At 40.2% G+C, this 26,456-nt stretch carries 26 protein-coding genes; 13 read left to right on the top strand and 13 right to left on the bottom strand.

Annotation, left to right across the window (positions count from 1 at the left end):
- The first annotated feature begins 104 nt into the window (after positions 1-104).
- A complete protein-coding gene (locus tag AC3Z9T_RS08810) occupies positions 105-1,001 on the top strand; it encodes a diaminopimelate dehydrogenase (RefSeq protein WP_490125815.1) in 897 nt (298 codons plus the stop codon).
- A 78-nt stretch (positions 1,002-1,079) separates the two neighbouring features.
- On the top strand, positions 1,080-1,808 hold the full coding sequence (locus AC3Z9T_RS08805; protein ID WP_490125814.1) for a hypothetical protein: 729 nt from the start codon (positions 1,080-1,082) through the stop codon (positions 1,806-1,808).
- 58 nt (positions 1,809-1,866) lie between these two features.
- Here AC3Z9T_RS08805 and AC3Z9T_RS08800 read toward each other — a convergent pair whose 3' ends face one another.
- Together AC3Z9T_RS08800 and AC3Z9T_RS08795 are read right to left on the bottom strand one after the other, a co-directional pair.
- Complete coding sequence (locus AC3Z9T_RS08800; protein ID WP_490125813.1) at positions 1,867-2,694, bottom strand: phosphoenolpyruvate hydrolase family protein; 828 nt, start codon at positions 2,692-2,694, stop codon at positions 1,867-1,869.
- Positions 2,695-2,704: 10 nt separating this feature from the next.
- Positions 2,705-3,928, bottom strand: coding sequence for a Tm-1-like ATP-binding domain-containing protein (locus tag AC3Z9T_RS08795; protein WP_490125812.1), 1,224 nt, complete (start codon positions 3,926-3,928; stop codon positions 2,705-2,707).
- Positions 3,929-4,389: 461 nt separating this feature from the next.
- Here AC3Z9T_RS08795 and AC3Z9T_RS08790 point away from each other — a divergent pair, with 461 nt between their 5' ends.
- Entirely contained in the window at positions 4,390-5,016 is a 627-nt protein-coding gene (locus tag AC3Z9T_RS08790; protein ID WP_490125811.1) for a TetR/AcrR family transcriptional regulator, read from the top strand.
- Between the two features lie 300 nt (positions 5,017-5,316).
- On the opposite strand, the gene AC3Z9T_RS08785 is transcribed toward AC3Z9T_RS08790, so the two are convergent.
- The gene (locus AC3Z9T_RS08785) at positions 5,317-5,727 is read right to left on the bottom strand and encodes a GNAT family N-acetyltransferase (RefSeq protein ID WP_490125810.1); all 411 of its coding nucleotides are present in this window, start codon (positions 5,725-5,727) and stop codon (positions 5,317-5,319) included.
- Between the two features lie 152 nt (positions 5,728-5,879).
- Here AC3Z9T_RS08785 and AC3Z9T_RS08780 point away from each other — a divergent pair, with 152 nt between their 5' ends.
- Complete coding sequence (locus tag AC3Z9T_RS08780) at positions 5,880-6,935, top strand: AbrB family transcriptional regulator (protein ID WP_490125809.1); 1,056 nt, start codon at positions 5,880-5,882, stop codon at positions 6,933-6,935.
- Positions 6,936-6,946: 11 nt separating this feature from the next.
- Here AC3Z9T_RS08780 and AC3Z9T_RS08775 read toward each other — a convergent pair whose 3' ends face one another.
- Positions 6,947-7,294 (bottom strand): YacC family pilotin-like protein, encoded by a 348-nt coding sequence (locus AC3Z9T_RS08775; protein ID WP_490125808.1) that lies wholly within the window; start codon positions 7,292-7,294, stop codon positions 6,947-6,949.
- Between the two features lie 246 nt (positions 7,295-7,540).
- Between AC3Z9T_RS08775 and cueO the strand changes: the two genes are divergently transcribed.
- From cueO to hpt, 3 genes are all read left to right on the top strand, one after another.
- The gene (gene cueO / locus AC3Z9T_RS08770) at positions 7,541-9,187 is read left to right on the top strand and encodes a multicopper oxidase CueO (protein ID WP_490125807.1); all 1,647 of its coding nucleotides are present in this window, start codon (positions 7,541-7,543) and stop codon (positions 9,185-9,187) included.
- Positions 9,188-9,318: 131 nt separating this feature from the next.
- A complete protein-coding gene (locus tag AC3Z9T_RS08765) occupies positions 9,319-10,620 on the top strand; it encodes an MFS transporter (protein ID WP_490125806.1) in 1,302 nt (433 codons plus the stop codon).
- 181 nt (positions 10,621-10,801) lie between these two features.
- Positions 10,802-11,338 (top strand): hypoxanthine phosphoribosyltransferase, encoded by a 537-nt coding sequence (gene hpt, locus AC3Z9T_RS08760; RefSeq protein WP_490125913.1) that lies wholly within the window; start codon positions 10,802-10,804, stop codon positions 11,336-11,338.
- Positions 11,339-11,400: 62 nt separating this feature from the next.
- On the opposite strand, the gene can is transcribed toward hpt, so the two are convergent.
- Positions 11,401-12,054, bottom strand: coding sequence for a carbonate dehydratase (can, locus tag AC3Z9T_RS08755; protein WP_490125805.1), 654 nt, complete (start codon positions 12,052-12,054; stop codon positions 11,401-11,403).
- 331 nt (positions 12,055-12,385) lie between these two features.
- On the opposite strand from can, the gene AC3Z9T_RS08750 reads away from it, so the two are divergent.
- The 6 genes from AC3Z9T_RS08750 to AC3Z9T_RS08725 all read left to right on the top strand — a co-directional run bounded on the left by AC3Z9T_RS08750 (position 12,386) and on the right by AC3Z9T_RS08725 (position 19,738).
- Entirely contained in the window at positions 12,386-13,327 is a 942-nt protein-coding gene (locus AC3Z9T_RS08750; protein WP_490125804.1) for an ABC transporter ATP-binding protein, read from the top strand.
- Positions 13,324-14,094 carry an ABC transporter permease gene (locus AC3Z9T_RS08745; RefSeq protein WP_490125803.1) on the top strand — a complete coding sequence of 257 codons (771 nt, stop codon included), beginning with the start codon at positions 13,324-13,326 and terminating at the stop codon, positions 14,092-14,094. Before AC3Z9T_RS08750 ends, AC3Z9T_RS08745 begins: the two co-directional genes overlap by 4 nt.
- A gap of 766 nt (positions 14,095-14,860) precedes the next feature.
- Positions 14,861-15,430 (top strand): fimbrial protein, encoded by a 570-nt coding sequence (locus AC3Z9T_RS08740; RefSeq protein ID WP_490125802.1) that lies wholly within the window; start codon positions 14,861-14,863, stop codon positions 15,428-15,430.
- Between the two features lie 63 nt (positions 15,431-15,493).
- Positions 15,494-16,174 (top strand): fimbrial biogenesis chaperone, encoded by a 681-nt coding sequence (locus AC3Z9T_RS08735; protein ID WP_490125801.1) that lies wholly within the window; start codon positions 15,494-15,496, stop codon positions 16,172-16,174.
- Positions 16,175-16,189: 15 nt separating this feature from the next.
- The gene (locus AC3Z9T_RS08730) at positions 16,190-18,685 is read left to right on the top strand and encodes a fimbria/pilus outer membrane usher protein (RefSeq protein ID WP_490125800.1); all 2,496 of its coding nucleotides are present in this window, start codon (positions 16,190-16,192) and stop codon (positions 18,683-18,685) included.
- Positions 18,686-18,694: 9 nt separating this feature from the next.
- Positions 18,695-19,738 (top strand): fimbrial protein, encoded by a 1,044-nt coding sequence (locus tag AC3Z9T_RS08725; protein WP_490125799.1) that lies wholly within the window; start codon positions 18,695-18,697, stop codon positions 19,736-19,738.
- Positions 19,739-19,779: 41 nt separating this feature from the next.
- Here AC3Z9T_RS08725 and panD read toward each other — a convergent pair whose 3' ends face one another.
- The 8 genes from panD to sfsA all read right to left on the bottom strand — a co-directional run bounded on the left by panD (position 19,780) and on the right by sfsA (position 26,408).
- Positions 19,780-20,160: an aspartate 1-decarboxylase gene (panD, locus tag AC3Z9T_RS08720; RefSeq protein WP_490125798.1), complete on the bottom strand. Its 381-nt coding sequence runs from the start codon at positions 20,158-20,160 to the stop codon at positions 19,780-19,782.
- A 47-nt stretch (positions 20,161-20,207) separates the two neighbouring features.
- The gene (gene panC / locus AC3Z9T_RS08715) at positions 20,208-21,071 is read right to left on the bottom strand and encodes a pantoate--beta-alanine ligase (protein WP_490125797.1); all 864 of its coding nucleotides are present in this window, start codon (positions 21,069-21,071) and stop codon (positions 20,208-20,210) included.
- Between the two features lie 33 nt (positions 21,072-21,104).
- Positions 21,105-21,896 carry a 3-methyl-2-oxobutanoate hydroxymethyltransferase gene (panB, locus tag AC3Z9T_RS08710; RefSeq protein WP_490125796.1) on the bottom strand — a complete coding sequence of 264 codons (792 nt, stop codon included), beginning with the start codon at positions 21,894-21,896 and terminating at the stop codon, positions 21,105-21,107.
- Positions 21,897-21,938: 42 nt separating this feature from the next.
- Positions 21,939-22,433, bottom strand: coding sequence for a 2-amino-4-hydroxy-6-hydroxymethyldihydropteridine diphosphokinase (gene folK / locus AC3Z9T_RS08705; RefSeq protein ID WP_490125795.1), 495 nt, complete (start codon positions 22,431-22,433; stop codon positions 21,939-21,941).
- Positions 22,434-22,437: 4 nt separating this feature from the next.
- Complete coding sequence (gene pcnB, locus AC3Z9T_RS08700) at positions 22,438-23,988, bottom strand: polynucleotide adenylyltransferase PcnB (protein ID WP_490125912.1); 1,551 nt, start codon at positions 23,986-23,988, stop codon at positions 22,438-22,440.
- Positions 23,989-24,091: 103 nt separating this feature from the next.
- A complete protein-coding gene (gluQRS, locus tag AC3Z9T_RS08695; protein WP_490125794.1) occupies positions 24,092-24,982 on the bottom strand; it encodes a tRNA glutamyl-Q(34) synthetase GluQRS in 891 nt (296 codons plus the stop codon).
- Positions 24,983-25,044: 62 nt separating this feature from the next.
- Entirely contained in the window at positions 25,045-25,500 is a 456-nt protein-coding gene (dksA, locus tag AC3Z9T_RS08690) for an RNA polymerase-binding protein DksA (protein WP_004922522.1), read from the bottom strand.
- A gap of 197 nt (positions 25,501-25,697) precedes the next feature.
- Complete coding sequence (gene sfsA, locus AC3Z9T_RS08685) at positions 25,698-26,408, bottom strand: DNA/RNA nuclease SfsA (protein WP_490125793.1); 711 nt, start codon at positions 26,406-26,408, stop codon at positions 25,698-25,700.
- Positions 26,409-26,456 lie beyond the last annotated feature (48 nt).

The following is a 26,456-nucleotide window of genomic DNA, read 5'->3' as shown; positions in this document are numbered from 1 at the left end:
AAGTTAATCTTTTGTTTAATTTTGATGATTCTGCTAATTTAACCTGATTGATAACGACTGATATCAATACAAAAAAACAACATCAGAACGGTAAAGGAGTGACAATGACAAAAATTAAAGCCGCCATAGTGGGGTACGGTAATATCGGCCGTTATGCACTCGAAGCGGTACTGGCTGCGGAAGATTTTGAACTGGTTGGCGTGGTGCGTCGTCATATTGAAGATATCCCAACTGAGCTAATGGGATACACAGTCGTTGATGATATTGAAAAGCTGGGTAAGGTTGATGTGGCATTACTGTGTTCCCCAACACGTGCAATTGGCGATTTAGCCGAAAACATCCTCAGCCTTGGCATCAACACAGTCGATAGCTTTGATGTACACTCAGATATTGTGGCATTAAAAAAGCGCTTAAATAACGTCGCCACTCAGCATAATAGTGTTGCAGTTGTTTCTGCTGGATGGGATCCGGGGTCCGATTCAATTCTACGTACGTTAATGTTAGCAATGGCACCGAAGGGCGTCACATTTACCAACTTTGGTCCAGGAATGAGTATGGGGCACAGTGTGGCGGCTAAAGCGATTGCCGGTGTAAAAGATGCATTATCAGTGACAATCCCACTAGGCACTGGGGTTCATCGCCGTATGGTCTATATTGAGTTAGATACAGGTGCGAATTTTGATCATGTCGCAAAAGCGATAAAAGCGGATAGTTATTTCTCTTCTGATGAGACACATATTCGTCAAGTTGATAGTGTTGATGCACTAAAAGACGTTGGTCATGGTGTGCATATGACTCATAAAGGCGTCTCAGGCGCTACGCATAATCAACTATTTGAATATTCAATGCGCATTAATAACCCAGCACTGACATCACAATTTATGGTTTCTGCTGCAAGAGCATCGATGAAACAGGCGTCAGGTGCTTATACTGTGATTGAAATTCCACCAGTTAATTTTTTACAAGGCGATCTAGATAGTTTGATTGCTAAGTTAGTGTAATTGCTGGATGGCATGATTGTTATTAATGCATTCATGCCGCTTACGTTTTTAATCGCAGTATTTCATTGAGTGTATAACATGGCTAAAAGCCCAAACAAAAAAAATAATACCGATAACAAACCCTTTTTCTCTGCCAGCAATAAACCCGCCAATATGGTGGTAGAAAGCAAACATGCTTTTAGCGCACTGCGAGTGTTATCAAAAATGATCAGCATGGGGTTCTCGTTATTTTATGTCGGGTTTATTCTTTCTGTTTGGTTTTTCCCTGAATATTATGATGTTGCACTGATTTATAATTTAACCTTGATTTTAATCTTTGAATTTATTTTAGTGCACTCGGGCGTTTTTATGTCGATCACTAGTAATATCAAAGTGCTAATAGTCTTTGCATTGCTATATGGTTTATTTGCTTTCGCCATTAATGCGGCAGTATTAGGAGATTCGCCGCTGATCCTCTATTTATATAGCTTCACAGTATTGAACCGCATGATCTATGGATTAAGTAGCCGAACAGATGAAGAGCGCAAAGAAAATATGGGGTATTCGGCGTTGATGGTCGTAAACTTTATGTTTTGTATCTTTTTGGTTGTGATCCTGTCTTGGCTAGTGCCATATGGTGGTTTGACTCCAGACTACCTACACTCGATTGATTATTATAATTTAATCCCTTCAGGCGGCGAGTTTCCTGAAAAGCCGCATGTCGCTTTTGCTTTTGGGGTTTTGTATTTTGGCTTACCAGTTGCACTGCCATTACTGTTTAAAGTATTAAGTAAAAAAACGCAACGATGGAAGTGGGAGAAGCAATAAAAATAAAAGCACCTAATAATAGGTGCTTTGGATAGGGGCCCTGGTGTTGGCTAAAATATTAACGTTTTATTGATTTAAATTTTTCTGTTGTTGCGGTCAGTGCGACTTCTGTTGGCAAACGCTCCATTGAACTTGCACCATAAAAACCATGGCACTCAGGGCAATTTGCTAAGATATATTCAGCATCTTCTGGGGTGGCAATTGGGCCACCATGGCATAACACGATGACATCATCACGCACTGCTTTCGCTGCTTTTGCCCAATCATTAATTAATGGGACACAGTCTTTAAGTGTTAACGCGGTTTCTGCACCAATATTGCCACCGGTGGTCAATCCCATATGTGGAACAATAATATCAGCGCCTGCTTCTGTCATCGCGATAGCATCTTCACGGCTAAACACATATGGCGTCGTGAGTAAGTCTTTTTCATGTGCTAAGCGGATCATGTCAACTTCTAATCCGTAACCCATACCGGTTTCTTCGAGGTTTGCACGGAAATTACCGTCGATCAGGCCAACGGTCGGGAAGTTCTGTATCCCTGCAAATCCAGTTGCTTTGATCTCATCAAGGAAGCGATCAAATTGGCAGAAAGGATCGGTGCCGTTAACACCCGCGAGTACGGGGGTGTGTTTAACGACAGGAAGGACTTCTTTTGCCATATCCATCACGATTTCGTTGGCGTTACCATAAGCCAGTAAGCCTGCCAGCGAACCGCGACCGGCCATGCGGTAACGACCTGAGTTATAAATCACGATCAGATCAATGCCGCCAGCTTCTTCACATTTTGCTGATAAGCCAGTACCAGCTCCACCACCGATGATGGGTTCGCCCCGAGCGATCATCCCTCTGAATTTATTCAGTAAGCTTTCGCGATTATGTTTCATTGATGAACCTCTATAAGTTGTTCAAAATTTCCTGATGTAAATTAATGACTTGTTCGCAAAACTCAATTGAGTTGATGTGATAAGGGCTCAAAATAAGTTTGCGTTTTTCTGTTGTTATAAGATTTTCAGTTAATGCATCGATAAATGCCTGATCCGCTTGTGGATCCCAAAATTGAGCACCTTCGATATCTAATGCAGAGAAACCGGCAGTTGGAACAATAAAACGCACTTCACCTTCGCAGCGGTTAAGTTTGTCGGCTATCCAACGGCCCATGATTTGATTTTCTTCTTTGGTGGTTCTCATTAAGGTGACCTGTGCGTTATGGTTATAAAACAACCGATCACGATATTGCTCTGGCACCGTTGATGGGCGGCCAAAATTCACCATATCGAGTGCGCCACAAGAAAGCACACAAGGTGTTTGGGTTCTCGCGATTGCCCCAAAACGATCTTCATCGCAGGCTAAAACACCGCCAAATAGATAGTCACAAACTTCAGTCGTGGTGATATCCAGCACTGAGTGCAATAAGTGACTATCGATCAACTTTTCCATTGCTTTGCCGCCGCTACCTGTAGCGTGGAATACTAAACAATCATATTGTGATTCAAGACGCTCAGTTAATTGCTGAACACAAGGGGTAGTGACACCAAACATAGTTAGTGCAATCGCAGGTTTTAATGTTTCTGCTATGTCATCTTCACGATTAAAATAGACAGCCCCTGCGATTTGGTTTGCTGCATTTTTGAGAACTTTACGAGAAATAATATTTAACCCAGAAACATCCGTGACGGAGTACATCATGGAAATGTCACTGGCTCCGATATAGCCTGAGATATCACCTGACGCCATGGTTGAAACCATAAGTTTTGGGATACCAACGGGCAGGGCTTGCATTGCAGGGGTGATCAATGCAGTACCACCAGAGCCACCTAAACCTAATATTGCCGCAACATCAGTTTGAGCTGTAAGGTAAAGACTAAAAGCGTGTGACATTGCTTCAATTGCTTTTCCTCGATCGCCACAGAATACAGCTTCAATGCCCGCAGGGTGGTAGGCAGCAACAGTTTGTGCACTAATATCAGCATCTCTGTTGAGTTGTTTTGGCTGTGTCGTTAGATCGACCGTGCGAACAGACAAACCTGCCGCTTTAATCAAGTCGCAGACATAGAATAATTCGTCACTCTTAGTGTCTAACGTTGATGCTATGTAGATGTATCCTTGATGCTGTTTCATCGGAAAATCCTTATATACTCACCATACTTCAGTGTGGAGGGCTTTTATTAAGGTATGGTGACTACACTTAGCTAGCCGAGTCATCGTGTTCATCTATGCTCCTCGCCTATACTTCGTTTGTCGCCTACCTGCACCTTGAATTATTTAGAATATAGGTTAGGTAGATGTTTAATTTCTCATCTGAATGAGACTATAGTATCATTTGTGTTAAATGTAAAATGAGATTACAGTCTCATTTTTTGATTTTATCAATATGACCTAATTTAAATAATAATAATTTTTTGATAAATAATAGTATTTTTATTTTTCACTGTTTTGATTTTTTTAAAAAAAGTCATGTTTTTGCAATCCAAATGATAAGTTCTCAAGATTGCTCAATAAGCAGTAGCCGCAATGACCGCAAAATGCCATGATGAGTAAGTCGCTGTCGTAACAAAAAACGTTTTAAGGAGGAGGGAACGATGTCATTAATAAACACTAGTAATGAATATAAAGGGACAAGAAAGCGTACTTATATTTTATTAGTTAATACCGCATTAGAACTGTTTGAAAAAGGTGGTATGCCATCGGTTTCTGAACTTGCGATTGATGCAGGAGTATCAAGGGCGACAGCTTATCGCTATTTTCCAACTCAAAGTGATTTGATCGCCGCAACGGTTAATGCAAGTCTTGGTCCTATTTTGACATGGCGGCCACAGAGCGAAAAAACAGAAGAACGAATTAAAGAATTGCTAGCCTTTGCTTTACCTCGCATGTTTGAACATGAAGGGGCATTAAGAGCGGCTTTGCAAGTTTCACTGCAACAGTGGGCCGAAGGGCGTTCATTAAACTTAGATCCGAAAGAAAAGCGTCTTGAGAGAGGGAACCGTAAAGATATTTTAGCCATGGTCACCGCACCAATGAAAGGGGAATATCCTGCTGAACTGATTGATAAAGTGATTAAAGCTTTTTCAGTAATTTACGGTTCTGAAATCTTTTTAGTCTTAAAAGATATTTGGAAGCAAAATGATAGTGAAGTGATTGAGTTAACTCAATGGATGGCAAAAGCCATTATTAACCAAGCTATTGCAGATAAAAACGCGTTATAACTATACTCGTCATACTTCAAGTTGCAGCGTTGTTGACTACGTTCACTCGCACTAGTCACCTACTTATGTAGGCTCCCAGCGACTCGTTCACTTGTCGCCTAGCTGCACCTCGAATTATTTAGAGTATATACTCGTCATACTTCAAGTTGCAGCGCTTTTCGTTAAGGTATAAGTGACTACGCTCACTCGCACTAGTTACCTACTTATGTAGGCTCCTAGCGACTCATTCACTTGTCGCCTAGCTGCACCTCGTATATCCACAAAGAACGGTAGGGGTGCTATCGTTTTTTGTTAAGAACCTTATAATTCTTTCATAAAATAATATTTTTCATGCTCGATAGGGTACTCAATTAGCGTTGAAATGATTTGATAGCCTTGCTTTTCATAAAATGGTTTGGCTTGAAAACTGAAGGTATCGACTTCAGCATATTTTGCGCCTAACTGTTTAGCCTTATCTTCCATAGCTTGGATCAATTGTGTCCCAATACCTTGTTTGCGGAGCAACTCATCAATCCAAAGGTGTTTGATCCTAAGCCAATTACCAAGTTTAGAACCCGTGATACCGCCTAATATTTTGCCTTCTTGCTCATAAAAAACAGCAATAGGCATATGAATTTCCTCACTGAAAAACTGTAAATTATAGGTAACTAACGACTGATAGATATGTTCGATTTCGACTTCAGAGGGGGAAGTTGTAATACGTAGTGTCATCAGCGTTTCCTATATAGTGGGTGGTTATGAATAAAGCATCTATTGATTATTACCGCATCAATAATTTAATGAATCGAATAACGTTAAACGATACTATTACCATAATGTATAAATCGAAGCATTGAGTGCTCTTGTAGTAATAAGGTTGTGTGATGATAAGATTATTGAAGATGGGGCTGGGTATTGTTATTTGTGCCTTAATTGGTGGGACAATGACACACCTAGGCGTACCCCTCGCTCTGATGTTTGGTCCAATCATCGCCGTCATTGTGTTTAACCGCTTTAAAATCCAATTCGCCGTCCCCAAACATACCCTCACATTTGTACAAATATCACTCGGTACTTCTGTCGGATTGATGTTTAACCAAGTCTCGATTGGTCAAGCTGAAAACCTGTTTTTGTTATTAGTGATGCTAGTCGTCTGCCTCGCGGTACAGTTTTCATTTAGTTACTTTTGGTTTCATCGAAAAGTCGGCTGGACAAAACAAGAAGCCATGTTAGGCTCTGTTCCCGGTGCGATGGCGGCGATATTGGCTTTAACTGATCATACTCATACACCACCGCAAAAAATTGTGATTTCACATACCATTCGCTTGATTATCCTTATTTTATTGGCAGGTATTGTAGTTGGTAGCGATGGAGACCCTCAACCTCTCCTTGTTCTGCCTTCTTTAACATGGCAATCGTCGTTTTGGTTGTTAGTTATTGTATTAACAGGGTTGGGGTTAGGGCTTGTTTTGCAAAGAATGCATGTTCCTGCACCTTTTATGTTGACTTCTTTAGGTGCCGCAACCTTAATTCAGAGCTGGCTTGATATACAACTTAACTTCCCTGTTCTGATCACTGAGCTCAGTATGGTATTGATAGGGATGAATATTGGTAACCATTTTATTGTGTTCCCGCTTGCATCACTGATCAAAAATATCTACTCATCAGCACAAGTGGTGATTATCAATATCTTTCTAACCTTACTGATTACGGTATTTGCTTCATGGATAACAGGTTATCCGATCCCTGTATTGTTACTTGCATGGGCGCCAGGCAGTATGGAAGCAATGACATTTGCTGCCATCACCATGAATCTTGATGCTGGTTTCGTCATGTCGAATCACATAATCAGAATGGTGATCATTCAAAGCATCCCATCGATAGCGATGTTTTGGCAGGAGCGGCGAGCGAGAAAGAAAAATAGTAGCTCCCCTGATTAGGGGGAGTAAATTTATTTGACGTAAGCGAACAAACCGAGTGAGTCGCGAGCCAAGGATTGGCATTTAAACTCTTGAGAAAGAGGGATCCCCTTGAGGTCATTGTAGCTTTCTTTATTTAACTGGGTCATTTTGTGTGAATCATAATCACCGAGATCCCATTTGTTACTACGAGCAAAGTAAACAATGGCACGTTCAATTTCCCGATCGGGGATTTGTGTATAACCACAGTCATACTTTAAATAAATAAAAACCGCCGTCAGATCGGCGAGATCTTCAGCTTCATTGGGGCTTAACGCTCTGGCAGAATGTGTTATCCCTAACAGAGTAATGATGTAAAAAATTACGGTAAATTTGCGCATTCAATATTCTATCTGTTTTTTATGTCAAGTAACGTTAGCATAATAATAGAATTGTTAGTCAAGTATATTTTTCTTAAATCTATGTAATATACCCATAATAACTATGTGGTCTCCTTGACCTTCCTGTAAGGGGAGGCTTTATCATTTTATGATATTAAACCATATTTTGCCTCTAAACGGTAATCCCAAGCAAAGCTATTGGTTTAACCATCTTATTGATTTGATAAATAAAAAGGAAGGTTATCAATGTTACGCCGTGATTTCATTAAGTTAAGTGCTCTCGCTTATGCAGCCAGTGCACTGCCTATGTGGAGCCGTATTGCGGTCGCCGCGGAAAATTTCCCCGCCCTTGCTATCCCACCTCTGATCGAACCTGATGCTCAAGGTAATATTCAATTAGCCATTAAACAAGGTGTATCACAGTTTGTTCCAGGCAAAAAAACCACTACATGGGGATATAACGGTGATCTGCTTGGCCCTGCACTTAGTCTGAAAAATGGGCAAAGCGTTAGTATTAATATCGCTAACCAACTTCCAGATGAAACAACAGTACATTGGCATGGCCTTGAAATATCAGGCGAACAAGATGGTGGACCACAGGCGATTATCGCTTCAGGAGCTAGCCGTCAGGTAAATTTTACCATCAATCAGCCTGAAGCAACTTGTTGGTTCCATCCTCATACACATGGAAAAACTGGCTATCAAGTTGCAATGGGGCTGGCTGGTTTAGTCATTATCAAAGATGATGAAAGTAATAAACATGGTTTACCAAGTGATTGGGGAATAAATGATATCCCAGTCATATTACAAGATAAGCGCCTTAAGGATGATGGGCAAATTGATTATCAATTAGATGTAATGAGCGCCGCTGTGGGCTGGTTTGGTGACTTGATGCTAACTAATGGCGCAGTATTTCCAAAACATGTTGCGCCAAAAGGTTGGTTGCGTTTAAGGCTACTCAATGGCTGTAACGCACGTAGCCTCAATATTTCAACCAGTGATGGACGAAAAATGTATGTCGTAGCAAGTGATGGAGGGCTATTAGCCGAGCCAATTGCCGTTACTGAGCTGCCTATCTTAATGGGTGAACGTTTCGAAGTTTTGATTGATGCAACGGATGGGCAAGCTTTTGATTTAGTCACATTGCCAGTGAATCAAATGGGCATGACGATCGCGCCATTTAACCAACCGTTACCTGTTTTACGTATTGAAACGACCATGAGTACAGGCGTAGGAAAACTGCCTGATCAATTGGCGGTTATTTCAGCCATTCCTTCATTTGCGGGTTTAACTCGTCGCCGTTTTCATTTGATGATGGATATGCGTTTAGATATGCAAGGCATGATGATGTTACGTGAACGCTATGGTGATCAAGCAATGGGGAACATGGCTGGGCATGGAGGGATGATGAATGGCCATATGATGTCAAATGGTGGAAACAACGGCATGATGGAACATGGTGGTATGAATCAAAGTCATATGCGCCAAGGCAACATGGGTAATATGGGCGGTGGTAATCATTGTGGAACGGGCAGTGGTGAATTAGATATTCACAATGCAAATACGATCAATGGCCAAGCATTCTCTATGACAGAAGCGGCATTTGATGCTCCAATCAATCAACAAGAGCTGTGGGTTGTTTCCGGTCGTGGCGATATGATGCTGCATCCATTCCATGTTCATGGTACACGATTCCGTATCTTAAAAGAAAACGGTCGTGCTGTAGAGCCTCATCGACAAGGCTGGAAAGATATTGTCAAAGTTGAAGGCCAAGTGAGTGAAATATTAGTTGAATTCAAACATCCTGCCACTCAGCAACATCCGTACATGGCGCATTGCCATCTATTAGAGCATGAAGATACCGGTATGATGATGGGCTTTACCGTCAGTTAAAACACGCTAACTTGCTTTTGATAAACCATCAGGAGATATCATCTTATCTCTTGATGGCTTTTGTGATCATTTAATTTGATTCAGCATCTATACTTTGTTTAATAATTACAATAACTATCTGGGTCAATAATATGCAAAATTCAAATGAAGCGGTCATCAATTCATCTGGTCACAAGCGTGCTTTACTTGCAGGTTCGGTCGGTAATTTTATTGAGTGGTATGAGTTTGCTATCTATGGCTTCCTCGCGACTATTATCGCTCAAAACTTTTTTAGCCATCCGGGGGATTCACAGGTTACTGCGATCCTCTTAACCTATGCTTCATTTGCCATCGCTTTCTTTTTCAGGCCTTTGGGGGCACTGATATTTGGGCGAATAGGGGATAAGTTAGGCCGTAAGCCGACATTGATATTTGTTTTAGTCATGATGACATTAGTGACTACCGCGATTGGTTTTATACCCACCTATGCAACCATTGGCATTGCCGCTCCCATCATCATTACTTTATTAAGGATTTTCCAAGGTTTATTTGCTGGTGGTGAGTATGGTGGTGCTGTTTCATTAATGACGGAATCTGCGCCGAAAGGGAAAAGAGGATTGTTTGGGGCTTGGCAATCATTTACTGTTGCTCTTGGGTTGTTAGCGGGTGTCGGTGTCGTCTCTTTGTTGTCTTTTCTAATGAGCACTGAGAGCTTACATGAATGGGGATGGCGGATCCCTTTCTGGTTAGCGTTTCCAATGGGTATTTTGGCGTTGTGGTTGCGATATGGTATGGATGAAACACCCAGTTTTGTGTCTGCGCAACAGAAAGCAAAAACAGAGGCTAGCGCAGCTAAAGTCGATATTTTCAAAGCTATTTTTATTGGTATTGGCCGATTAATGGCTTGGTCTGCTGCAGGATATGCCTATTTGGTGATCATGCCAACCTATCTTCAATCGTCACTGCATACCGATTTCAATACGGCATTATTGATTGCTGTGATTTCTAATGTTGGTTTCGCTGTGACTATTCTTCCTGCAGGGATGCTCAGTGATAAAATAGGGCGACGCAATATAATGGTGCTAGCAACCATTTTGTTGTTGATATTCTCTTTACCACTTCTGAAGATATTACAAAGTGAATCATCGACCCTATTAATAAAAGCAGTAGTCGTGTTTATTGCGGGTGGAATTGTGGGATTACTTGCCGGTCCTGGCCCTGCGATGTTGGCTGAAATGTTCCCAACCAAAGTTCGTTATACGGGACTGGGATTGGCTTACTCATTGTCCAATGCGGTGTTTTCAGGATGTGCGGGTCTTATTATTACAGGGTTAATCAAACAAACGGGGAATCTTGATATTCCAGCATGGTATGTCATGGCGACAGCATTGATCAGCCTATTGGCTCTGTTAACCTTGAATAAGAACGATCACCTTCGCTCTTTGGATGAGTAGATAAAACTGAGGACATACTTTCAGCGGGTAAAAATCAGTCTCAGCTCTTTTTCGCGAATCGTGAGTTCTGGTATACTCCTCAAATTATGTTCTCATTTTTTCTTACACACCGTCTTTATTTAAGGTAAGTCGTGGTAGGTGATATGAGTTTTTGGCGTTAAAACAAATAGGTATTGGTAAATTGAAACATACTCTCGAAGTGATGATCTCTGAAGAAGCGTTGAGCCAGCGTGTTGGTGAACTCGCAGAAAAAATCAGTGAACACTATAAAAACGTTGATGGTGAGCTGGTTTTAGTTGGCCTATTAAAAGGCTCTTTTATTTTTATGGCTGATCTGTGCCGTAAAATTGAGGTTCCTCACGAAGTCGATTTCATGACCGTTTCAAGCTACGGTAATGCAATGAATTCAAGCCGCGATGTTAAAATTGTCAAAGACTTAGACGAAGACATTCGTGACAAACATGTGTTGATTGTTGAAGATATTATTGATTCAGGGAACACCTTAAACAAGGTTCGTGAAATTTTTGAACTGCGTGGGCCTAAATCTGTAGCGATTTGTACATTACTGGATAAACCATCACGCCGTGAAGTTGATGTACCAGTAGAGTGGATTGGTTATTCAATCGAAGACAAATTTGTGGTTGGCTACGGTATTGACTATGCACAACAGTATCGCCATCTGCCCTATATTGGTCATGTGACTTTGATTGAAGAGTAAGTATTAAAAGAGCGATATATTTTAAATAATAAAGGCTGCTGATCAGAGCAGCCTTTGCTTTTTTATTTCTTATTTGTCAGTTTTGCAATGGCTTCACGATAACACAGTTCTAGCTTTTCTCTGCTATCTGCGGTGGTATGCAGGTCATGTAAGCGACCATTATTGATACCGTAAACCCAACCGTGGATCATCACTTTCTGTCCACGTTTCCAAGCCGATTGCATAATGGTTGAGTGCCCAAGGTTATACACTTGTTCAACCACGTTTAACTCACATAGACGATCTAAGCGCTCGCAAGGCTTCAGCTCACCAAGCATGGAGCTATGTCTATACCAAATATCACGGATGTGTAGTAGCCAGTTATTAATGAGACCAAGTTCCGTATTATCAACGGCGGCTTCAATACCACCACAGCCATAGTGACCACAGATAATAATGTGTTCGACTTGTAGGACATCGACAGCATATTGGATCACTGATAAACAGTTTAAGTCTGTGTGGATAACAAGGTTTGCAACGTTGCGGTGAACGAAGAGATCGCCAGGGGCAGCATTGATTAATTTTTCGGCAGGGACTCGGCTGTCTGAACAACCTATCCATAGGAAGCGAGGTTTCTGTGCCTTAGATAACTCTTTAAAAAATTCAGGATTTTCTTCTTTTACTGAAGCTGACCATGCTTCATTATTAGCGAACAGCTCTTCAATTTTTCTCATCATGACGTATAGCCTAGTTATGTTACTTTACGTTAAAATCTCATACAGTATTTCTTAATTAATAGTTTGTTGCATTAATTATTACACTCTACGATGCTCATTTTATTATTGCCATAGCATATTGGTATGGTTAACTATATGAATTAAATAGCATATACCTATTTTCTCTTTTCTGCATAACGATATTCGTAAAAAAGTGGCATCATAGTAGGATCATTATATTGCTACTATACTCGTCATACTTCAAGTTGCAGGGGTGTTGACTGCGCTCAACTACCTGCACCCCGAATTATTTAGAGTATTACGACCCCAAGAATAAAGGTGTTTTTTACATATGACTTACGCACTTGAGTTATCGCAATTGACCAAAACCTATTCAGGTGGTGTGAAAGCGTTGCGAGGAATTGATCTAAGCGTAGAAGATGGTGACTTTTATGCATTACTTGGCCCTAACGGCGCAGGTAAGTCTACAACGATAGGGATTATTAGCTCTCTGGTCAATAAAACCAGCGGGTCAGTGAAAGTTTTTGGTTATGATTTAGACAAACAAGTGGTTCAAGCCAAACAGCAATTAGGTCTAGTTCCACAAGAATTCAACTTTAACCCATTTGAGACAGTTTTACAGATAGTCCTCAATCAAGCGGGCTATTATGGTGTTCCACGTGCGCTGGCTCATCAAAGAGCGCACACCTATCTCACTCAACTCGATTTATGGGAAAAGCGTGACGAGCGTGCGCGTAACCTATCCGGCGGGATGAAGCGTCGATTGATGATCGCACGCGCTTTGATGCACGAACCTAAATTATTAATTTTGGATGAACCAACTGCGGGCGTTGATATTGAGCTACGTCGCTCAATGTGGAGCTTTTTGAAAAAGCTAAATGCACAAGGCACTACGATTATTTTAACCACTCACTATCTCGAAGAGGCTGAAATGTTGTGTCGTAATATTGGGATCATTCAACATGGCGAATTAGTTGAAAATACCAGTATGAAACAATTATTGAGCCAATTGGAATCTGAAACCTTTATCTTTGATCTTGGTGCAAAAAGTCCTATTCCTGAATTGAAGGGGTATGAAACACGCTTAATTGATACTTCGACCTTAGAAGTCGATGTTAAGAGAGAGCAAGGGCTAAATGGTGTATTTAGCCAACTGAATGAGCAAGGAATTGAAATTGTCAGTATGCGTAATAAAGCTAACCGTTTAGAAGAGTTGTTTGTAAGTTTAGTGAAAAGAGAGAACGGTGTTGTTCATATGGAGGAAGCTAAATGATTTCTCTGTATTGGGTCGCACTAAAAACGATTTGGATTAAAGAGATCACACGTTTTGCTCGAATTTGGGTACAAACGCTATTACCGCCTGTGATCACGATGTCGCTCTATTTTGTCATTTTTGGTAACCTAATTGGTTCGCGAATTGGTGAGATGGGCGGTGTTGATTATATGCAATTTATTGTGCCGGGTTTGATCATGATGGCCGTCATCACAAACTCTTATTCGAATGTCTGTTCTTCATTCTTTGGCTCTAAATTCCAAAAAAATATTGAAGAGCTGCTGGTAGCACCTGTACCAACACATGTGATTATTGCGGGTTTTGTTGGGGGAGGCGTTGCTAGAGGTATTTTAGTTGGCTTATTGGTCACAGTGGTCTCATTATTTTTTATTCCTCTGCAAGTGCATTCATGGATTATGGTTATCCTAACGCTGCTATTAACCGCAATTGTTTTCTCACTAGCAGGCTTATTAAATGCTATTTTTGCTAAGACCTTTGATGATATTAGCATCGTACCTACCTTTGTGTTGACACCGTTGACCTATTTAGGTGGTGTATTTTACTCATTGTCTTTATTGCCACCATTTTGGCAAGCCGTGTCTAAGCTAAACCCGATTGTTTATATGATCAGTGGTTTCAGATATGGCTTTTTGGGTATTGCAGATGTATCAATTGCAGTCACACTTGGTGTACTGATGATCTTCTTAATTGTTTTCTACATGCTGACTTGGTATTTGATTGAGCAGGGTAGAGGTTTGAGAAGCTAATATCATTTAATTCTTTATATTATAGCTAGCCCGCCAGTAAGGTGGGCTTTTTTATACTCAAGCTGAATGTGCGAAATAACATCATTGATAAAGTAAAAAAAGAAAGTGATATAGATATCTCAATGAGGGGATATTATAAACAAATAGAAGAAAAAGTAACCGCAGGTACGGCAAATGCTTCTATGACAATCGATATTATTTACCAATAAAATTGCCATAAATTGTAGAAGCCAAAATGAATAAAGTTAAATTTATCTTGGCTTTTTTTGTTTTTTCACTAAATAACCCAATACTGACTAATCAAAATTAGACTAATGCGTTTGTGGAATTAATGAATTACACGCTGAAAGTGTAAAAAAATGATACCTTTCAGATTGAGATAATCAACATATGTTATAAATAACAATAAACTGTAATTGATTGATAAATAAATGTTTTCAATATCACAAGCAAAATTCATCATTTTTTGATTTAGATCAAAAAAATAAAGTATTTAAAAACAAATAGTTACTATCTCTGTAAATATGTATCAAGGATAGTTAAATTCACGTTTTGAAAAATTTACATAAACTCATAATCACATTCCTTCCATATACTCTCTTTACGGATTACTCATGTGGTGGGTAATCAGTTTTATTAATATTTTTATCTGCAATATTTTTGATAGCAATTTTTGAGAATAAAGTTGTTGAATATTATTTCGATATAATTATATCAATTGCGATCTAAATAGGCAGAATGACGATAACACTATATAGGTATATAAATGCGAATTTTATCAACTAAGAATTTTTTGATGGCAATGATGGCATCTACGTTTGCTTTATCAGCAAATGCTGATCAGCAATCAGGCACACTTTCTTTTCATGGATATATTTATAATTCTACTTGTACCGTCATGGTCAATGATGAAGATAGTCGTGATGCCGATATTGATATGGGACGTTATGCAACCACTGAATTTACTAAAGCAGGAACTGAAGTAGGTGGAGAAGGGAATTACGGTAAATTTAATCTTAAATTAAAAGGATGTCCTGGCCATGGTGATGTAACTTTATCCATGAAAGGGAAAACAGCTAATGGCGAAAAAACACATTTGGCTTTAGATAATGAAGGTGCTGATGGTGTAGCTAAAAATATTGCTATTCAAATTTATGATACCGATGACCTTAGACAGCCTTATTATGTTAATTTTGATCAGACATATAAATTCGATGAGACCTCACCAGAAAAAGAATGGGAAATTGACTTTATTGCTAAATATGTGAGCACCGCCGATGAAGTCGAGGCTGGTCGTGCAGATGCTACGTTAGATTATCTGATTACTTATAAGTAATAATATCACGCAGATTGGATTGCTTATTTAATCTGCGTGATCTTTCCACCTTGAGGTTAAATTATGTCTATGAAAAAAATATTACTAGCATCCATATTAATTAGTGCTTTTACGTCGACAAGCTATGCAGGATTTGGTTTAGAAACAACGCGAGTTATCTATTCTGAAAGTAGTAAAAATGAAGGTGTGGTTGCTTTTAATACGGATAAGAATAGAAATTATTTACTTCAATCATGGATAGAAGATATTAATGGCAAAGTGACCTCTGATTTTGCTGTAACGCCACCATTATTAAAGCTCAGAGCAGAGCAGAAAAATACCTTACAAATTACTAAGGTTGCGAATATAAACAATAATCAAGAAAGTTTGTATTGGCTAAATGTGAAATTTGTCGCGCCGAGTAATGAAAACTTAGAGAATGTACTACGTTATTCAATGACCAATAGAATTAAGTTGATCCATCGTCCAGCTTCTTTAACAGAAAAAGACTTTGATAAATCAGTTGTCGAATTAAAATGGCACTCTATAGGTAATAATATTAAGGTTAAAAACACATCACCTTTTTATATTAATATTGCAAAATTGAAAGTGAATGGCAGTGAGGTAACAGCACCTAGCTATCTCGCACCAAGGTCTGATACGGTCATTGATTTACCTAGTACAATAAAAAATCCAGCTAAAGTCTCGCTAAGTTATATCAACGATTTTGGTAAAAATTTGGAATCAACATTTTCAGTAAATTAAAATGGCGAAGGGAAAATGAATATTATTATATCTAGAAAAAACATTTTTTCGCCTGTATTCATGGTTTCGATATTTTTATCATGTTCAATTGAGGCGATTGCAGGTGATTATTACCCTCCCAGCTTATTGACTATTTCAGGAAGTGAACAGCAATTAACTAATGAAGATCTTGACGTTTTTAGAGAAAGTGATTTTGCTCCGGGTTATTATGATGTTAGATTTTTTATTAACAACAACTTGATTTTCTCTAGAAATATTCAATTTGTCTTAGATTCAAGTAAGAATGACCAAAAGCAATTAATTCCTTGTTTCACAGTGCAAGAATGGGAAAGTTTTGGTGTTATTCTTCCCGCTGATATTGATACTGATAATCAATGTGTCAATATCAATGAAATTGAATACTCGAAAGGTTATCTCGATCTCAATACGAAAACCTATTCACTAACCCTACCTCAATCGTTGATTAATGATAAACGCTTAAGGGAGTTAGAAGAACAGCAATGGGATAATGGGATCCCTGCAGCATTTGTGAATTATTCATTTTCATCATTTAATAATTATAAAGATGGTCATATTACAGACAGTTATTATGCCAATATTCAAACTAAAATAAATTTGGGGCCATGGCGCTTACGTAATTACTCTACATGGGCAAATGGCGGTCATAATAAAAATAATTGGAACAGTATTAGTAGTTCAATTTCTCGTAATATTAACGCGATTAAAAGTGAGCTAACATTCGGGGAGCTTTACACCAACTCGCAAGTTTTTGATTCCTTCAAATTTAAAGGATTAAAACTCGCCACAGATAGGCTGATGGAACCTTATGAGCTGAATAATTACGTTCCTGCGATTAATGGTATTGCAAACTCAGAGTCTGTTGTCACCATTGTGCAGGATGGACAGGTTATTTATCAAAAAAGTATTCCTGCGGGACCATTTGCGATTACTGATTATTATCCTTTGGGTAATGGTGGAAATCTTTATGTCAACGTGAAGGAAGCCGATGGCAGCGAAAATGATTTTATTGTGCCTTATTCTTCAATCGCTAATTTAGAGCGTAAAGGCGCATTTAAATACAGTTTTGCAACAGGAAAGTATGATAGCCGAGGCGCTAAAAATGGTCGTTATATTAATCAAGTTGAGGTTTTTTACGGGCTAACCGATTTCATAACCCTTTTTGGTGGTACTTTGTTGGCAAAAGACTATCAAGCGGTTGCAATAGGAAGCGGATTTAATTTGGGCTCTTTTGGAGCAATAACCACAGATATGATCCATTCAAGAGCTACAGTGAATAATAACCAAACATTCCAAGGTAATGCATTCCGCATTAATTATGCTAAACGTATTGCACTGACGGATACTAGTGTTACTTTGGCGGGTTTCCGCCATTTTGATGCTGATTATCTGAGTCTTGAGGATGCTTTTTCATTCACTGAAACGACCAATAGCTCGCTAGATAAATTAAAAAATGAATACACATTATCATTCTCTCAACCTTTATTTGATGGTGTGAGTGCATTAAATGTTAATTCAGTGGTTTATCAATATGCGAGTGGTAAAAAACAGTCGTCATACAATGTGGGCTTTAGTAGCAGTATTGATAAAGTGCGTTATAGCCTTTATTACACGTATTTCAAAGGTAGCCGTTATCAAAGCGGTAAAAACAATACTTATAATTTAAGTTTAAATGTAAGTGTTCCACTGAGTTTCAATGATAATCGCATGTTCATGAGTTACGGCTTAGCGACAGATAGCCAACACCAGACGCAAAATAGTGCGCGTATTAGCGGTAATTATGGACAAATAGGCCAAGGTAGTTGGGATTTTTATCAAAACTATACTAATCAAGGTATTGGGTATGCTGGTGGGGTGAGTACTTCTTATCGTTCGACGTTTGCCAATATGAATGCAGGTTATGCGTATAACGAAAATAATAAAAAACTCAATTACGGTATTAGTGGTGCAGTGGTCGGTACGGAATATGGTGTATTACTAGCATCTTCATTACAAGAAACTAATGCATTGATCCTGACGAAAGATACTCAAGGTGTTGGTCTTGTCAATGGAAAATCAATTGAAACCAATGCTTCGGGTTTAGCGATTATGCCAGGAATTTCGCCTTATCGTAAAAATAGTTTGAGTATTGATACCAAAACACTGCCTGAAGATGTTGAAATTGAAAATAATATCAAAAGTAACATGATCCCAACTAAAGGTGCATTGGTATTAGCGGATTTTGATGCGAAAAAAGGTCATAAATTATTGTTTAAATTAAAGCTCAATAATCAGCAAGAACTCCCTGTTGGTGCAAAAGCAATATTAGATGATGGAACCCATCATTTAGTTTCTAACTTTAATACGTTGTATTTTGTCACTGATAAATTGGATGGAAAGGTGATGATTAATTGGAAAAATGAGGGTGAAGGACAATCGTGTCAGGTCGATTTTAATATTAAAAACATTATGCCAACTAACGGGCTTTATATTATTGATGCAGATTGCCGCTAAGGAAATATCATGAAAATAAATAATCACACCTATTATGCATTAGTGTTAAGTTTCATTTTATTATTAGTGACGAGCAGACAAGCGGTGGCAATGAACGACTGTGAAGAGGGTGGGCAAGGACAAAGCCATTCAACATTGCGTGCAACTGTTTCGTTAAATTTAACCGGTGCAATTAAAAAGAATGATGAGTTAGGGAGAGCGTCATTTGTACGTTTATGGGGAAATGGTGGTGTAGCACAGTGTGGTGAAAATGCACAAGTGTATGGCTATACCTCATACGGTGAAGGCTCAGGAATTGTAGCACGTTATTATGGTGAGATTGATGGCAGACCTGCCTATCATGTTCATCGTGGTGGCTCAGACAGCATAGTTTATGTCTTAATCGATGATGATTCACAAGAGTCTTTTAGAAATAAACCAGGGCAAGCTTTACCTGTACCTAAAGGACCATTGCTGCCGATTAATGCCACAATCATTTTTTATGCCGCAAAAGATAACCCTGAATCCACCTATTTCAATCAATCTATCGTGGGAACGGTCTTGATTAATCGTTATAGCTCAGGCGGTGGTACGACACGAACTGGCTATACGTATGAGCTAAAAGGTGCGATTGAAAGTGCCCCTACGTCTTGTTCAGCCGAAAATACTGATTTGGAATTCAATTTACCGCCATTATCAACCGCTGCTTTTTCATCAATAGGCTTCCCATCAGAGGCTTCTGCCACCGAAGATAATATGCGAATTATTTGTACAGGTGATATGTCTGCGAGTATTAAATTATTAGCCGACAATACAAGAAGCTATCAGGGGAAACAATCCATTATCACATTGGATAATGAAGGGGAAAGTAATCATGCGAGTGGTATTGGTTTTACGGTCAAATCACCCTTAAGCCACGATACTTTTTTAGAGAATAATGAATTTGTAAAATTAGCAGATTTAAAAAATGGGGAAACGGACGTGCCATTGATTGCCGAATATTATCGTTATGGTGATTCAATTACGCCTGGAAAAGCAGAAGCAACGGCACAGTTTGTCTTGCAGTTTGATTAAGATTTGTTAGCACCTGAATGCAGAGGTGCTAACAAAATAGACTAAGCAACCTGTACAGGTACTGCTTTCGCCACTCGGCTCATGATGTTATCGCCATCAAAATAAGCCACTTTCGGCTGATGATGGCGAGCGTCATCATCGCTCATATTGACATAAGAACAGATAATCAGCTTATCACCAACAGCAGCGCGGCGAGCCGCAGCACCATTGACGGAAATAATTTTAGAGCCTCTTTCACCCGCAATTGCATAGGTTGAGAAGCGTTCGCCATTATCGACATTATAAATATCAATAGCTTCGTATTCTAAGATCCCCGCGGCATCCATAAAATCCTGATCAATTGCACAGGAGCCTTCATAATGTAGGTCAGCTTGTGTCACAGTGACTCGGTGTAGCTTACCTTGTAACATTTTTCTCAACATAATAGTTATCTGCCGTCTTAATCGTGGTGCTGTGTTTGCTTATTGTTTTACGCTGAAATAGTCGGTAGCTCAACCTGCATATTGTCAATCAGGCGAGTTTGACCTAACCATGCAGCCATCAAAATAACTGCTTTTTTAGTTGCGCTATTCAGTGGTGCCAGTGTTTCAGCATCGCGGATAAACAGTTCATCAGGGGTGAAACCTGCTTGGCGAAGAGACTCATTCATTTCTTGAATAAGGGTATCTGCCGTTTCAGGCGCTACGATCAGTTTCTGTGAAGCTTGCTGCATAATGCCATATAATTGAGGCGCAATCTTTAGCTCATCAGCTGAAAGGTTATTATTCCTTGAGCTCAGCGCTAAGCCGTTTTTAGCCCTAACAATAGGAACTGGAATAATTTGTGTATCAAAGGAAAGATCGTGCACCATTTTACGGATCAATTGGAGTTGCTGAAAATCTTTTTCACCGAAGAAGGCTAAATCAGGTTGCACTAAATTGAATAGCTTAGTAACAACGGTTGATACACCACGAAAATGACCTGGGCGGCTGGCGCCTTCTAAAATTGAAGATAATTCCGGTACTTCAACAAATGTTTGTTTTTCCATTCCTTCTGGATAAAATTCTTTTGCGGATGGCGCAAAAACAAGATTGATATCTCGGCGTTTTAATTTTTCGCAATCTTCTTGCAAGGTACGTGGATAATTCGCTAAATCTGATTGACGATCGAATTGCATCGGGTTAACAAAAATACTGACAATAACAATATCTGCTTGTTGTTTTGCCTCATCAATTAAAGTCATGTGCCCGTCATGGAGGTTACCCATGGTCGGCACAAGCGCAATACGTTTGCCATCAAGCTTCCAGCGGCGGATCTCGCGGCGAAGTATAGGTGACGTTTCGACGATAAGCATAAGTGCATTCCTTATTATTGAATCATAATCGAATTATTCAAAAGAGTGAGCTTCACTTGGGTAAATACCCGTTTCAACTTCTTGGATATAGAGTTGTACAGCATCTTGGATATTGCCAGCTTGCGCAAGAAAGTTTTTTGCGAATTTAGGTGGGCGAGCGGTGATCCCTAGCGCATCATGCATGACAAGGATCTGACCGTCAGTGCCATTGCCTGCACCAATACCAATAACGGGTAGTAGCAGCTCTTCGGTGACGTTATTTGCCAGAGAAGTTGGCACGCATTCTAAAACTAATAGTTGTATGCCTGCATTTTCCAAAGCAATCGCATCTTTCATTAATTGGTTTGCTGTGACTTCATCACGTCCTTGAACTTTATAACCACCCAGCACATTGACTGCTTGCGGTGTTAGCCCTAAATGACCACAAACAGGAACAGAGCGCTCACAGAGCATTTTGACGGTATCGCATAACCAACTGCCACCTTCAATTTTTACCATGTTAGCACCTGCTTGCATGAGTATTGCTGCATTAGCACAAGCTTGTTCGGGCGTGGCGTAACTCATAAACGGCATATCAGCAATGATAAATGTGTCAGGAGCGCCTTTACGGACACAACGCGTGTGATAAGCGATCTGTTCGACGGTAACAGGAAGTGTACTTGATTCCCCTTGAATGGTCATACCCAAAGAATCACCAACCAGCAGGACTTGGATCCCTTGTTCTGCAAATAGCTGAGCAAAACTAGCGTCATAAGCCGTCATAGTAGCGAATTTGTGTTTGTCTTTTTTGAACTGACCCAAAGTAGCCAGAGAAATTGGTTTCATTATAATAACCTCCGGAAAAGATCCACTGATGACCCTGCTTGTTTAGAAGGTTGTAGTATCCCAAAAGCTAAGGCCATTGCGTGGAACGAGTGTGAGCCTTTCTGATAGTGCTTCACCATCAGGGAAAATAAGGTCGGGGGCGATATCACTGAGCGGGTATAGCATAAATTCACGCTCTTTCAGCCCATAGTGGGGTACGGTTAATCGCGGAGTATTAATAACACGATCACCGAAAAGCATAATATCAAGATCGAGTGTTCTAGGGCCCCAACGTTCATCTTTACGGACGCGCCCAAGTTCTAACTCGATGCGCTGTGTATGATCCAACAACATTTCCGGTTCAAGCTCAGTCTCAAGTAACACCGCCATATTAAGGAAGTCGTTTTGATCTTGTGGCCCTAGAGGCTTAGAACGATAAATAGAAGAAGTTTTAGTCACACGACAGTTTGGGATAGCATTCAATGCTCCAATAGCCTGTTGAGCTTGTTTTAATGGCTCACCAAGGTTACTGCCAATCACTATGTAGACTAACTCCATTCTATTACTCCTGAGGCTTATTCGATTTACGTGCGCCTGATGAAGGTTTACGTGGACGGTGACGTTTACGCACAGGTGCACTACCAAGTTCAGCAATCATTTCGCGTTGTTTGGTATTATTTGAGCGTTGATAATCATCCCACCAAACTGCAAGCTCTTGGAGTTCGTTTCTACGTTCCACATTGGCTCTTAGTTCTAATAAATCAAAGGCAGCGCGGAATTTAGGATGCTCCATCAATTTACTTGCACGACGGCCTTGGCGACGCGGGAGACGTAGCTGTAGCTGCCAAATATCTCGCATTGTTGTGGTAATGCGTTTTGGTATGGCAATTGAGCGACATTGTTCATCAAGAACATCATTCATGGCAAGTGCGAAGGCATCGTAATAGGCTAAACCACCTTCTTGAGACAGCTTCTCAGCATGCTCAGTGACTGGATACCATAACATAACGGCAAATAAAAACGCAGGGTTAACCCGTTTATCATTTTTAAGCCTAAAATCAGTATTTTTGAGTACCTGATCGATGATCTTTTCCATCGGCGAATCATTATTAGCCGTAAAACGGCTACTGATCACTGGGAACAACTGCTCAAACAGGTGATACTCTTTCAGCATGTTATAAGTAGCATAGCCTTGCCCTGCTTGTAGCAGTTTTAAGGATTCCTCAAATAAACGTGCTGAAGGGATCTCTCTCAACAAGGAGGCGAGTCGCTGAATTGGCTGCGCTGTATTTGACTCGATACGCATATCCAGCTTACAAGCAAAACGCACTGCGCGTAGCATCCTTACAGGATCTTCGCGGTAGCGTGTTTCAGGATCACCAATCAGGCGAATAATACCTTCTTTGAGATCTTTTAAGCCGCCAACATAATCACGAACAGAGAAATCATCAATGTTGTAATAGAGGCTATTAACGGTAAAGTCACGACGGATCGCATCGTCTTCAATTGACCCGAAAATATTATCTCGCAGCAACATGCCATTTTGCGCTTGCTGCGACAGATTTTTATCATCTGATTCGTTTTGATCATGATGGCCACGGAAGGTAGCCACTTCAATCACTTCAGGCCCAAACATAATATGAGCAAGGCGGAAACGGCGACCAACTAAGCGGCAGTTGCGAAATAGCTTACGGATCTGCTCTGGAGTGGCATTGGTGGTGATATCAAAATCTTTAGGTTTTTTGCCTAGAAGAAGATCACGCACACCGCCCCCAACCAAATAGGCTTCGAAGCCACTTTTGTTGAGGCGATAAAGTACTTTTAACGCATTATCGCTAATATCATTACGTGAAATAGTATGCCCCGAACGCGGGATGATGGTGATATTCTCATCAATTTCAGTCGTCATTGTGTGTTGTTTCTCTGCCTGTATATCGGCACGCTTGGAATGACGAACCGTGGGTTTTGTTTGTTTAGCGTTCTGCGCAACGGGCGGAGTTTTCGCCGTGTCAGAATAAGTGACTGGCCTTTCACCGGCTGCCTGTGCGTCACGCGTATCCTTGTCATTTCGCGATAAAATATTGCGGCAGAAATTTGCTACTCGGTTAAAAATAGTACACCTCGATATCGTTACAAATATTCATTAAACAAAATAAGCGGCTAATCATAGCTTACTGGCCTTTCTTTGAGAATGCTTAAACGCATAAAAGTCATATTCAGTCATAAGCATTATCAATAATATCATGAGATGGGATCGCTGCGAGGCGCCATTTACGGATCGCAATGTCCAACAATTCGTGTGTACTTAGATCACGCCAATGCGGGATTAGCTGTTGGTTCAATAACGCTAAAGCATGACATATAACAGGGCGAGGATCGGTCATTGGCAACGCAGTGGCATGATTTTGCTTCGACAACTTATTATTATCATGATTTAGGATTAATGGTAAATGGGCATAGTGAGGAACAGGTAATGAAAGGTGATGGTATAACGAAATTTGCTGCAAAGTTGCAGGAAGCAAATCTGCACCTCTAACGACTTCAGTGATATTTTGATAATGGTCATCAATCACAACAACTAAATTATAAGCAAATAACCCATCTTTACGGAGAATGATGACATCTTCCTCTGCCACATTGGCTTCTGTATGAACGGTGCCGCGTAGTTTATCAGTAAATTGATAAACAGGGTGAGTCTGCTTTAAACGTATCGCTGCATCGTGATCGGGGAGCTGAAGATGACGGCAATGCCCATCATAATGCCCCTGCAACTCTTTAATTCGATGACGCGAACAAGTGCAATAGTAGCTTTTCCCTTGTTGGCGAAGAGACTCTAAGGCTTCTCGATAGGCATCATGGCGTTGTGATTGGTATAAAACCTGACCATCCCAATATAAACCGTAGTGTTCAAGTGTTGCTAAAATACCTTTAGCCGCTCCAGCGACTTCTCTGGGGGGATCGATGTCATCAATACGGACTAACCATTTACCATTTTGTGAGCGTGCTTGTAGGTAGCTACCTAAAGCGGTCACAAGGGAGCCAAAATGAAGGTTACCAGAAGGAGAGGGAGCGAAACGACCAATATAAGGGGATGTTGTGCTTTTCATTATTAGATTTCCTTGTAACGGCGCAGGGTGAGATGCGCCGTTAAGGACTCCATAATCAGCAATTAGCCAGCCATTTGCTTTTCGCGAATTTCTGCTAATGTTTTGCAGTCGATACACAAATCAGCTGTAGGGCGGGCTTCCAAACGACGGATACCGATTTCCACTCCACATGATTCGCAGAAGCCAAAATCATCTTCTTCGACTTTTTTCAGTGTCTTCTCGATTTTTTTAATCAACTTACGTTCACGATCCCGGTTACGTAATTCAAGACTGAATTCTTCTTCCTGAGCAGCCCGATCAACAGGGTCTGGAAAGTTAGCTGCCTCATCTTGCATATGAGTAACTGTCCGATCGACTTCATCCCTGAGTTGATTGCGCCATGCTTCGAGAATGAGCTTAAAATGCGCCAACTGGGCTTCGTTCATGTACTCTTCGCCAGCTTTTTCATGATAGGGTTCAACCCCAGCAATGGCGAGAATGCTTAAGGACGATGTCTTACGTTTTTGCCCTTCTTGCATAATGCTTCTCCTACACACGCAAAATTTCACAAAACCCCAAAGGGGAAAAATTAAGGTCGCTATAAATAACAGAAGAGTGTCGTCTTGGCAATCATTCATGTTATGAGTTTTGTAATGCTGTGAAGGCGCGCGTGTTTATTCCTTTTTAAGCCCCCAGAACCCATGCGTCCTCGCTTTAAGAAACAATTAAACCATCATTATTTGATGGATGTAAACTTAATATTTTGACCCAATAGCATTTTTTGTGTATTGATATCTACTTGATAACACAGTACTTCGACACCACTTTCGATAGCCTCATCTAAAAGTTTATCATATTGCTTATCAATATGGGCTGCTGCTGATACCTCGTAGATCCCCGTATGCAAAACTGCAAACAACAGTATGGCTCTTTTTCCCTCTTTAGCAATTATTGTTAACTCACGTAAATGTTTTTGTCCGCGTACAGTGACTGCATCTGGGAAATAACCGTGGTTATTTTCCAGTAAAGTCACTGATTTAACCTCTATAAAACAATCAGGTAGGCCATCACCCGATAAGAAGAAATCAATACGGCTATTTTCTGAACCATATTTCATCTCAGGCTTTATTACACTATATTCGGATAATTCTGGAATGTTTTTTTGCGACAACGCTTCAGCGACGATCTGATTTGCTCGTAATGTGTTGATACAAACAAGATGATTCTGTGATGTTTGCGTCACTTCCCAGCTGTGAGGATACTTTCTTTTGGTGTTGTCGGATGTTGAATACCAGACCGTATCACCCGGCGTTGCACACCCTGTCATCGCGCCTGTATTTGCACAGTGAATAGTCATAACCTCGCCTTCAGGGGTAACAACATCAGCTAAAAATCGTTTATAGCGCTTAATTAAGGTGGCGGATTGTAAAGGAGGCTTAAATTCCATGTTGTCTCCAAATAGTTGCACTCAAGAAAGATGATGGCTCATGCTACA

The sequence above is a fragment of the Providencia sp. 6390 genome (genome assembly GCF_058148425.1).
The sequence above is the reverse complement of the archived record's forward strand: the minus strand, read 5'-3'. Positions and strand labels throughout refer to the sequence as shown.

Excerpts from the sequence above, each read along its gene's own strand:
- AC3Z9T_RS08810 (WP_490125815.1), top strand. The coding sequence starts at position 105 with ATGACAAAAATTAAAGCCGCCATAGTGGGGTACGGTAATATCGGCCGT.
- AC3Z9T_RS08805 (WP_490125814.1), top strand. The coding sequence starts at position 1,080 with ATGGCTAAAAGCCCAAACAAAAAAAATAATACCGATAACAAACCCTTT.
- AC3Z9T_RS08800 (WP_490125813.1), bottom strand. The coding sequence starts at position 2,694 with ATGAAACATAATCGCGAAAGCTTACTGAATAAATTCAGAGGGATGATC.
- AC3Z9T_RS08795 (WP_490125812.1), bottom strand. The coding sequence starts at position 3,928 with ATGAAACAGCATCAAGGATACATCTACATAGCATCAACGTTAGACACT.
- AC3Z9T_RS08790 (WP_490125811.1), top strand. The coding sequence starts at position 4,390 with ATGTCATTAATAAACACTAGTAATGAATATAAAGGGACAAGAAAGCGT.
- AC3Z9T_RS08785 (WP_490125810.1), bottom strand. The coding sequence starts at position 5,727 with ATGACACTACGTATTACAACTTCCCCCTCTGAAGTCGAAATCGAACAT.
- AC3Z9T_RS08780 (WP_490125809.1), top strand. The coding sequence starts at position 5,880 with ATGATAAGATTATTGAAGATGGGGCTGGGTATTGTTATTTGTGCCTTA.
- AC3Z9T_RS08775 (WP_490125808.1), bottom strand. The coding sequence starts at position 7,294 with ATGCGCAAATTTACCGTAATTTTTTACATCATTACTCTGTTAGGGATA.
- cueO (WP_490125807.1), top strand. The coding sequence starts at position 7,541 with ATGTTACGCCGTGATTTCATTAAGTTAAGTGCTCTCGCTTATGCAGCC.
- AC3Z9T_RS08765 (WP_490125806.1), top strand. The coding sequence starts at position 9,319 with ATGCAAAATTCAAATGAAGCGGTCATCAATTCATCTGGTCACAAGCGT.
- can (WP_490125805.1), bottom strand. The coding sequence starts at position 12,054 with ATGATGAGAAAAATTGAAGAGCTGTTCGCTAATAATGAAGCATGGTCA.
- AC3Z9T_RS08750 (WP_490125804.1), top strand. The coding sequence starts at position 12,386 with ATGACTTACGCACTTGAGTTATCGCAATTGACCAAAACCTATTCAGGT.
- AC3Z9T_RS08745 (WP_490125803.1), top strand. The coding sequence starts at position 13,324 with ATGATTTCTCTGTATTGGGTCGCACTAAAAACGATTTGGATTAAAGAG.
- AC3Z9T_RS08740 (WP_490125802.1), top strand. The coding sequence starts at position 14,861 with ATGCGAATTTTATCAACTAAGAATTTTTTGATGGCAATGATGGCATCT.
- AC3Z9T_RS08735 (WP_490125801.1), top strand. The coding sequence starts at position 15,494 with ATGTCTATGAAAAAAATATTACTAGCATCCATATTAATTAGTGCTTTT.
- AC3Z9T_RS08730 (WP_490125800.1), top strand. The coding sequence starts at position 16,190 with ATGAATATTATTATATCTAGAAAAAACATTTTTTCGCCTGTATTCATG.
- AC3Z9T_RS08725 (WP_490125799.1), top strand. The coding sequence starts at position 18,695 with ATGAAAATAAATAATCACACCTATTATGCATTAGTGTTAAGTTTCATT.
- panD (WP_490125798.1), bottom strand. The coding sequence starts at position 20,160 with ATGTTGAGAAAAATGTTACAAGGTAAGCTACACCGAGTCACTGTGACA.
- panC (WP_490125797.1), bottom strand. The coding sequence starts at position 21,071 with ATGCTTATCGTCGAAACGTCACCTATACTTCGCCGCGAGATCCGCCGC.
- panB (WP_490125796.1), bottom strand. The coding sequence starts at position 21,896 with ATGAAACCAATTTCTCTGGCTACTTTGGGTCAGTTCAAAAAAGACAAA.
- folK (WP_490125795.1), bottom strand. The coding sequence starts at position 22,433 with ATGGAGTTAGTCTACATAGTGATTGGCAGTAACCTTGGTGAGCCATTA.
- gluQRS (WP_490125794.1), bottom strand. The coding sequence starts at position 24,982 with ATGAAAAGCACAACATCCCCTTATATTGGTCGTTTCGCTCCCTCTCCT.
- dksA (WP_004922522.1), bottom strand. The coding sequence starts at position 25,500 with ATGCAAGAAGGGCAAAAACGTAAGACATCGTCCTTAAGCATTCTCGCC.
- sfsA (WP_490125793.1), bottom strand. The coding sequence starts at position 26,408 with ATGGAATTTAAGCCTCCTTTACAATCCGCCACCTTAATTAAGCGCTAT.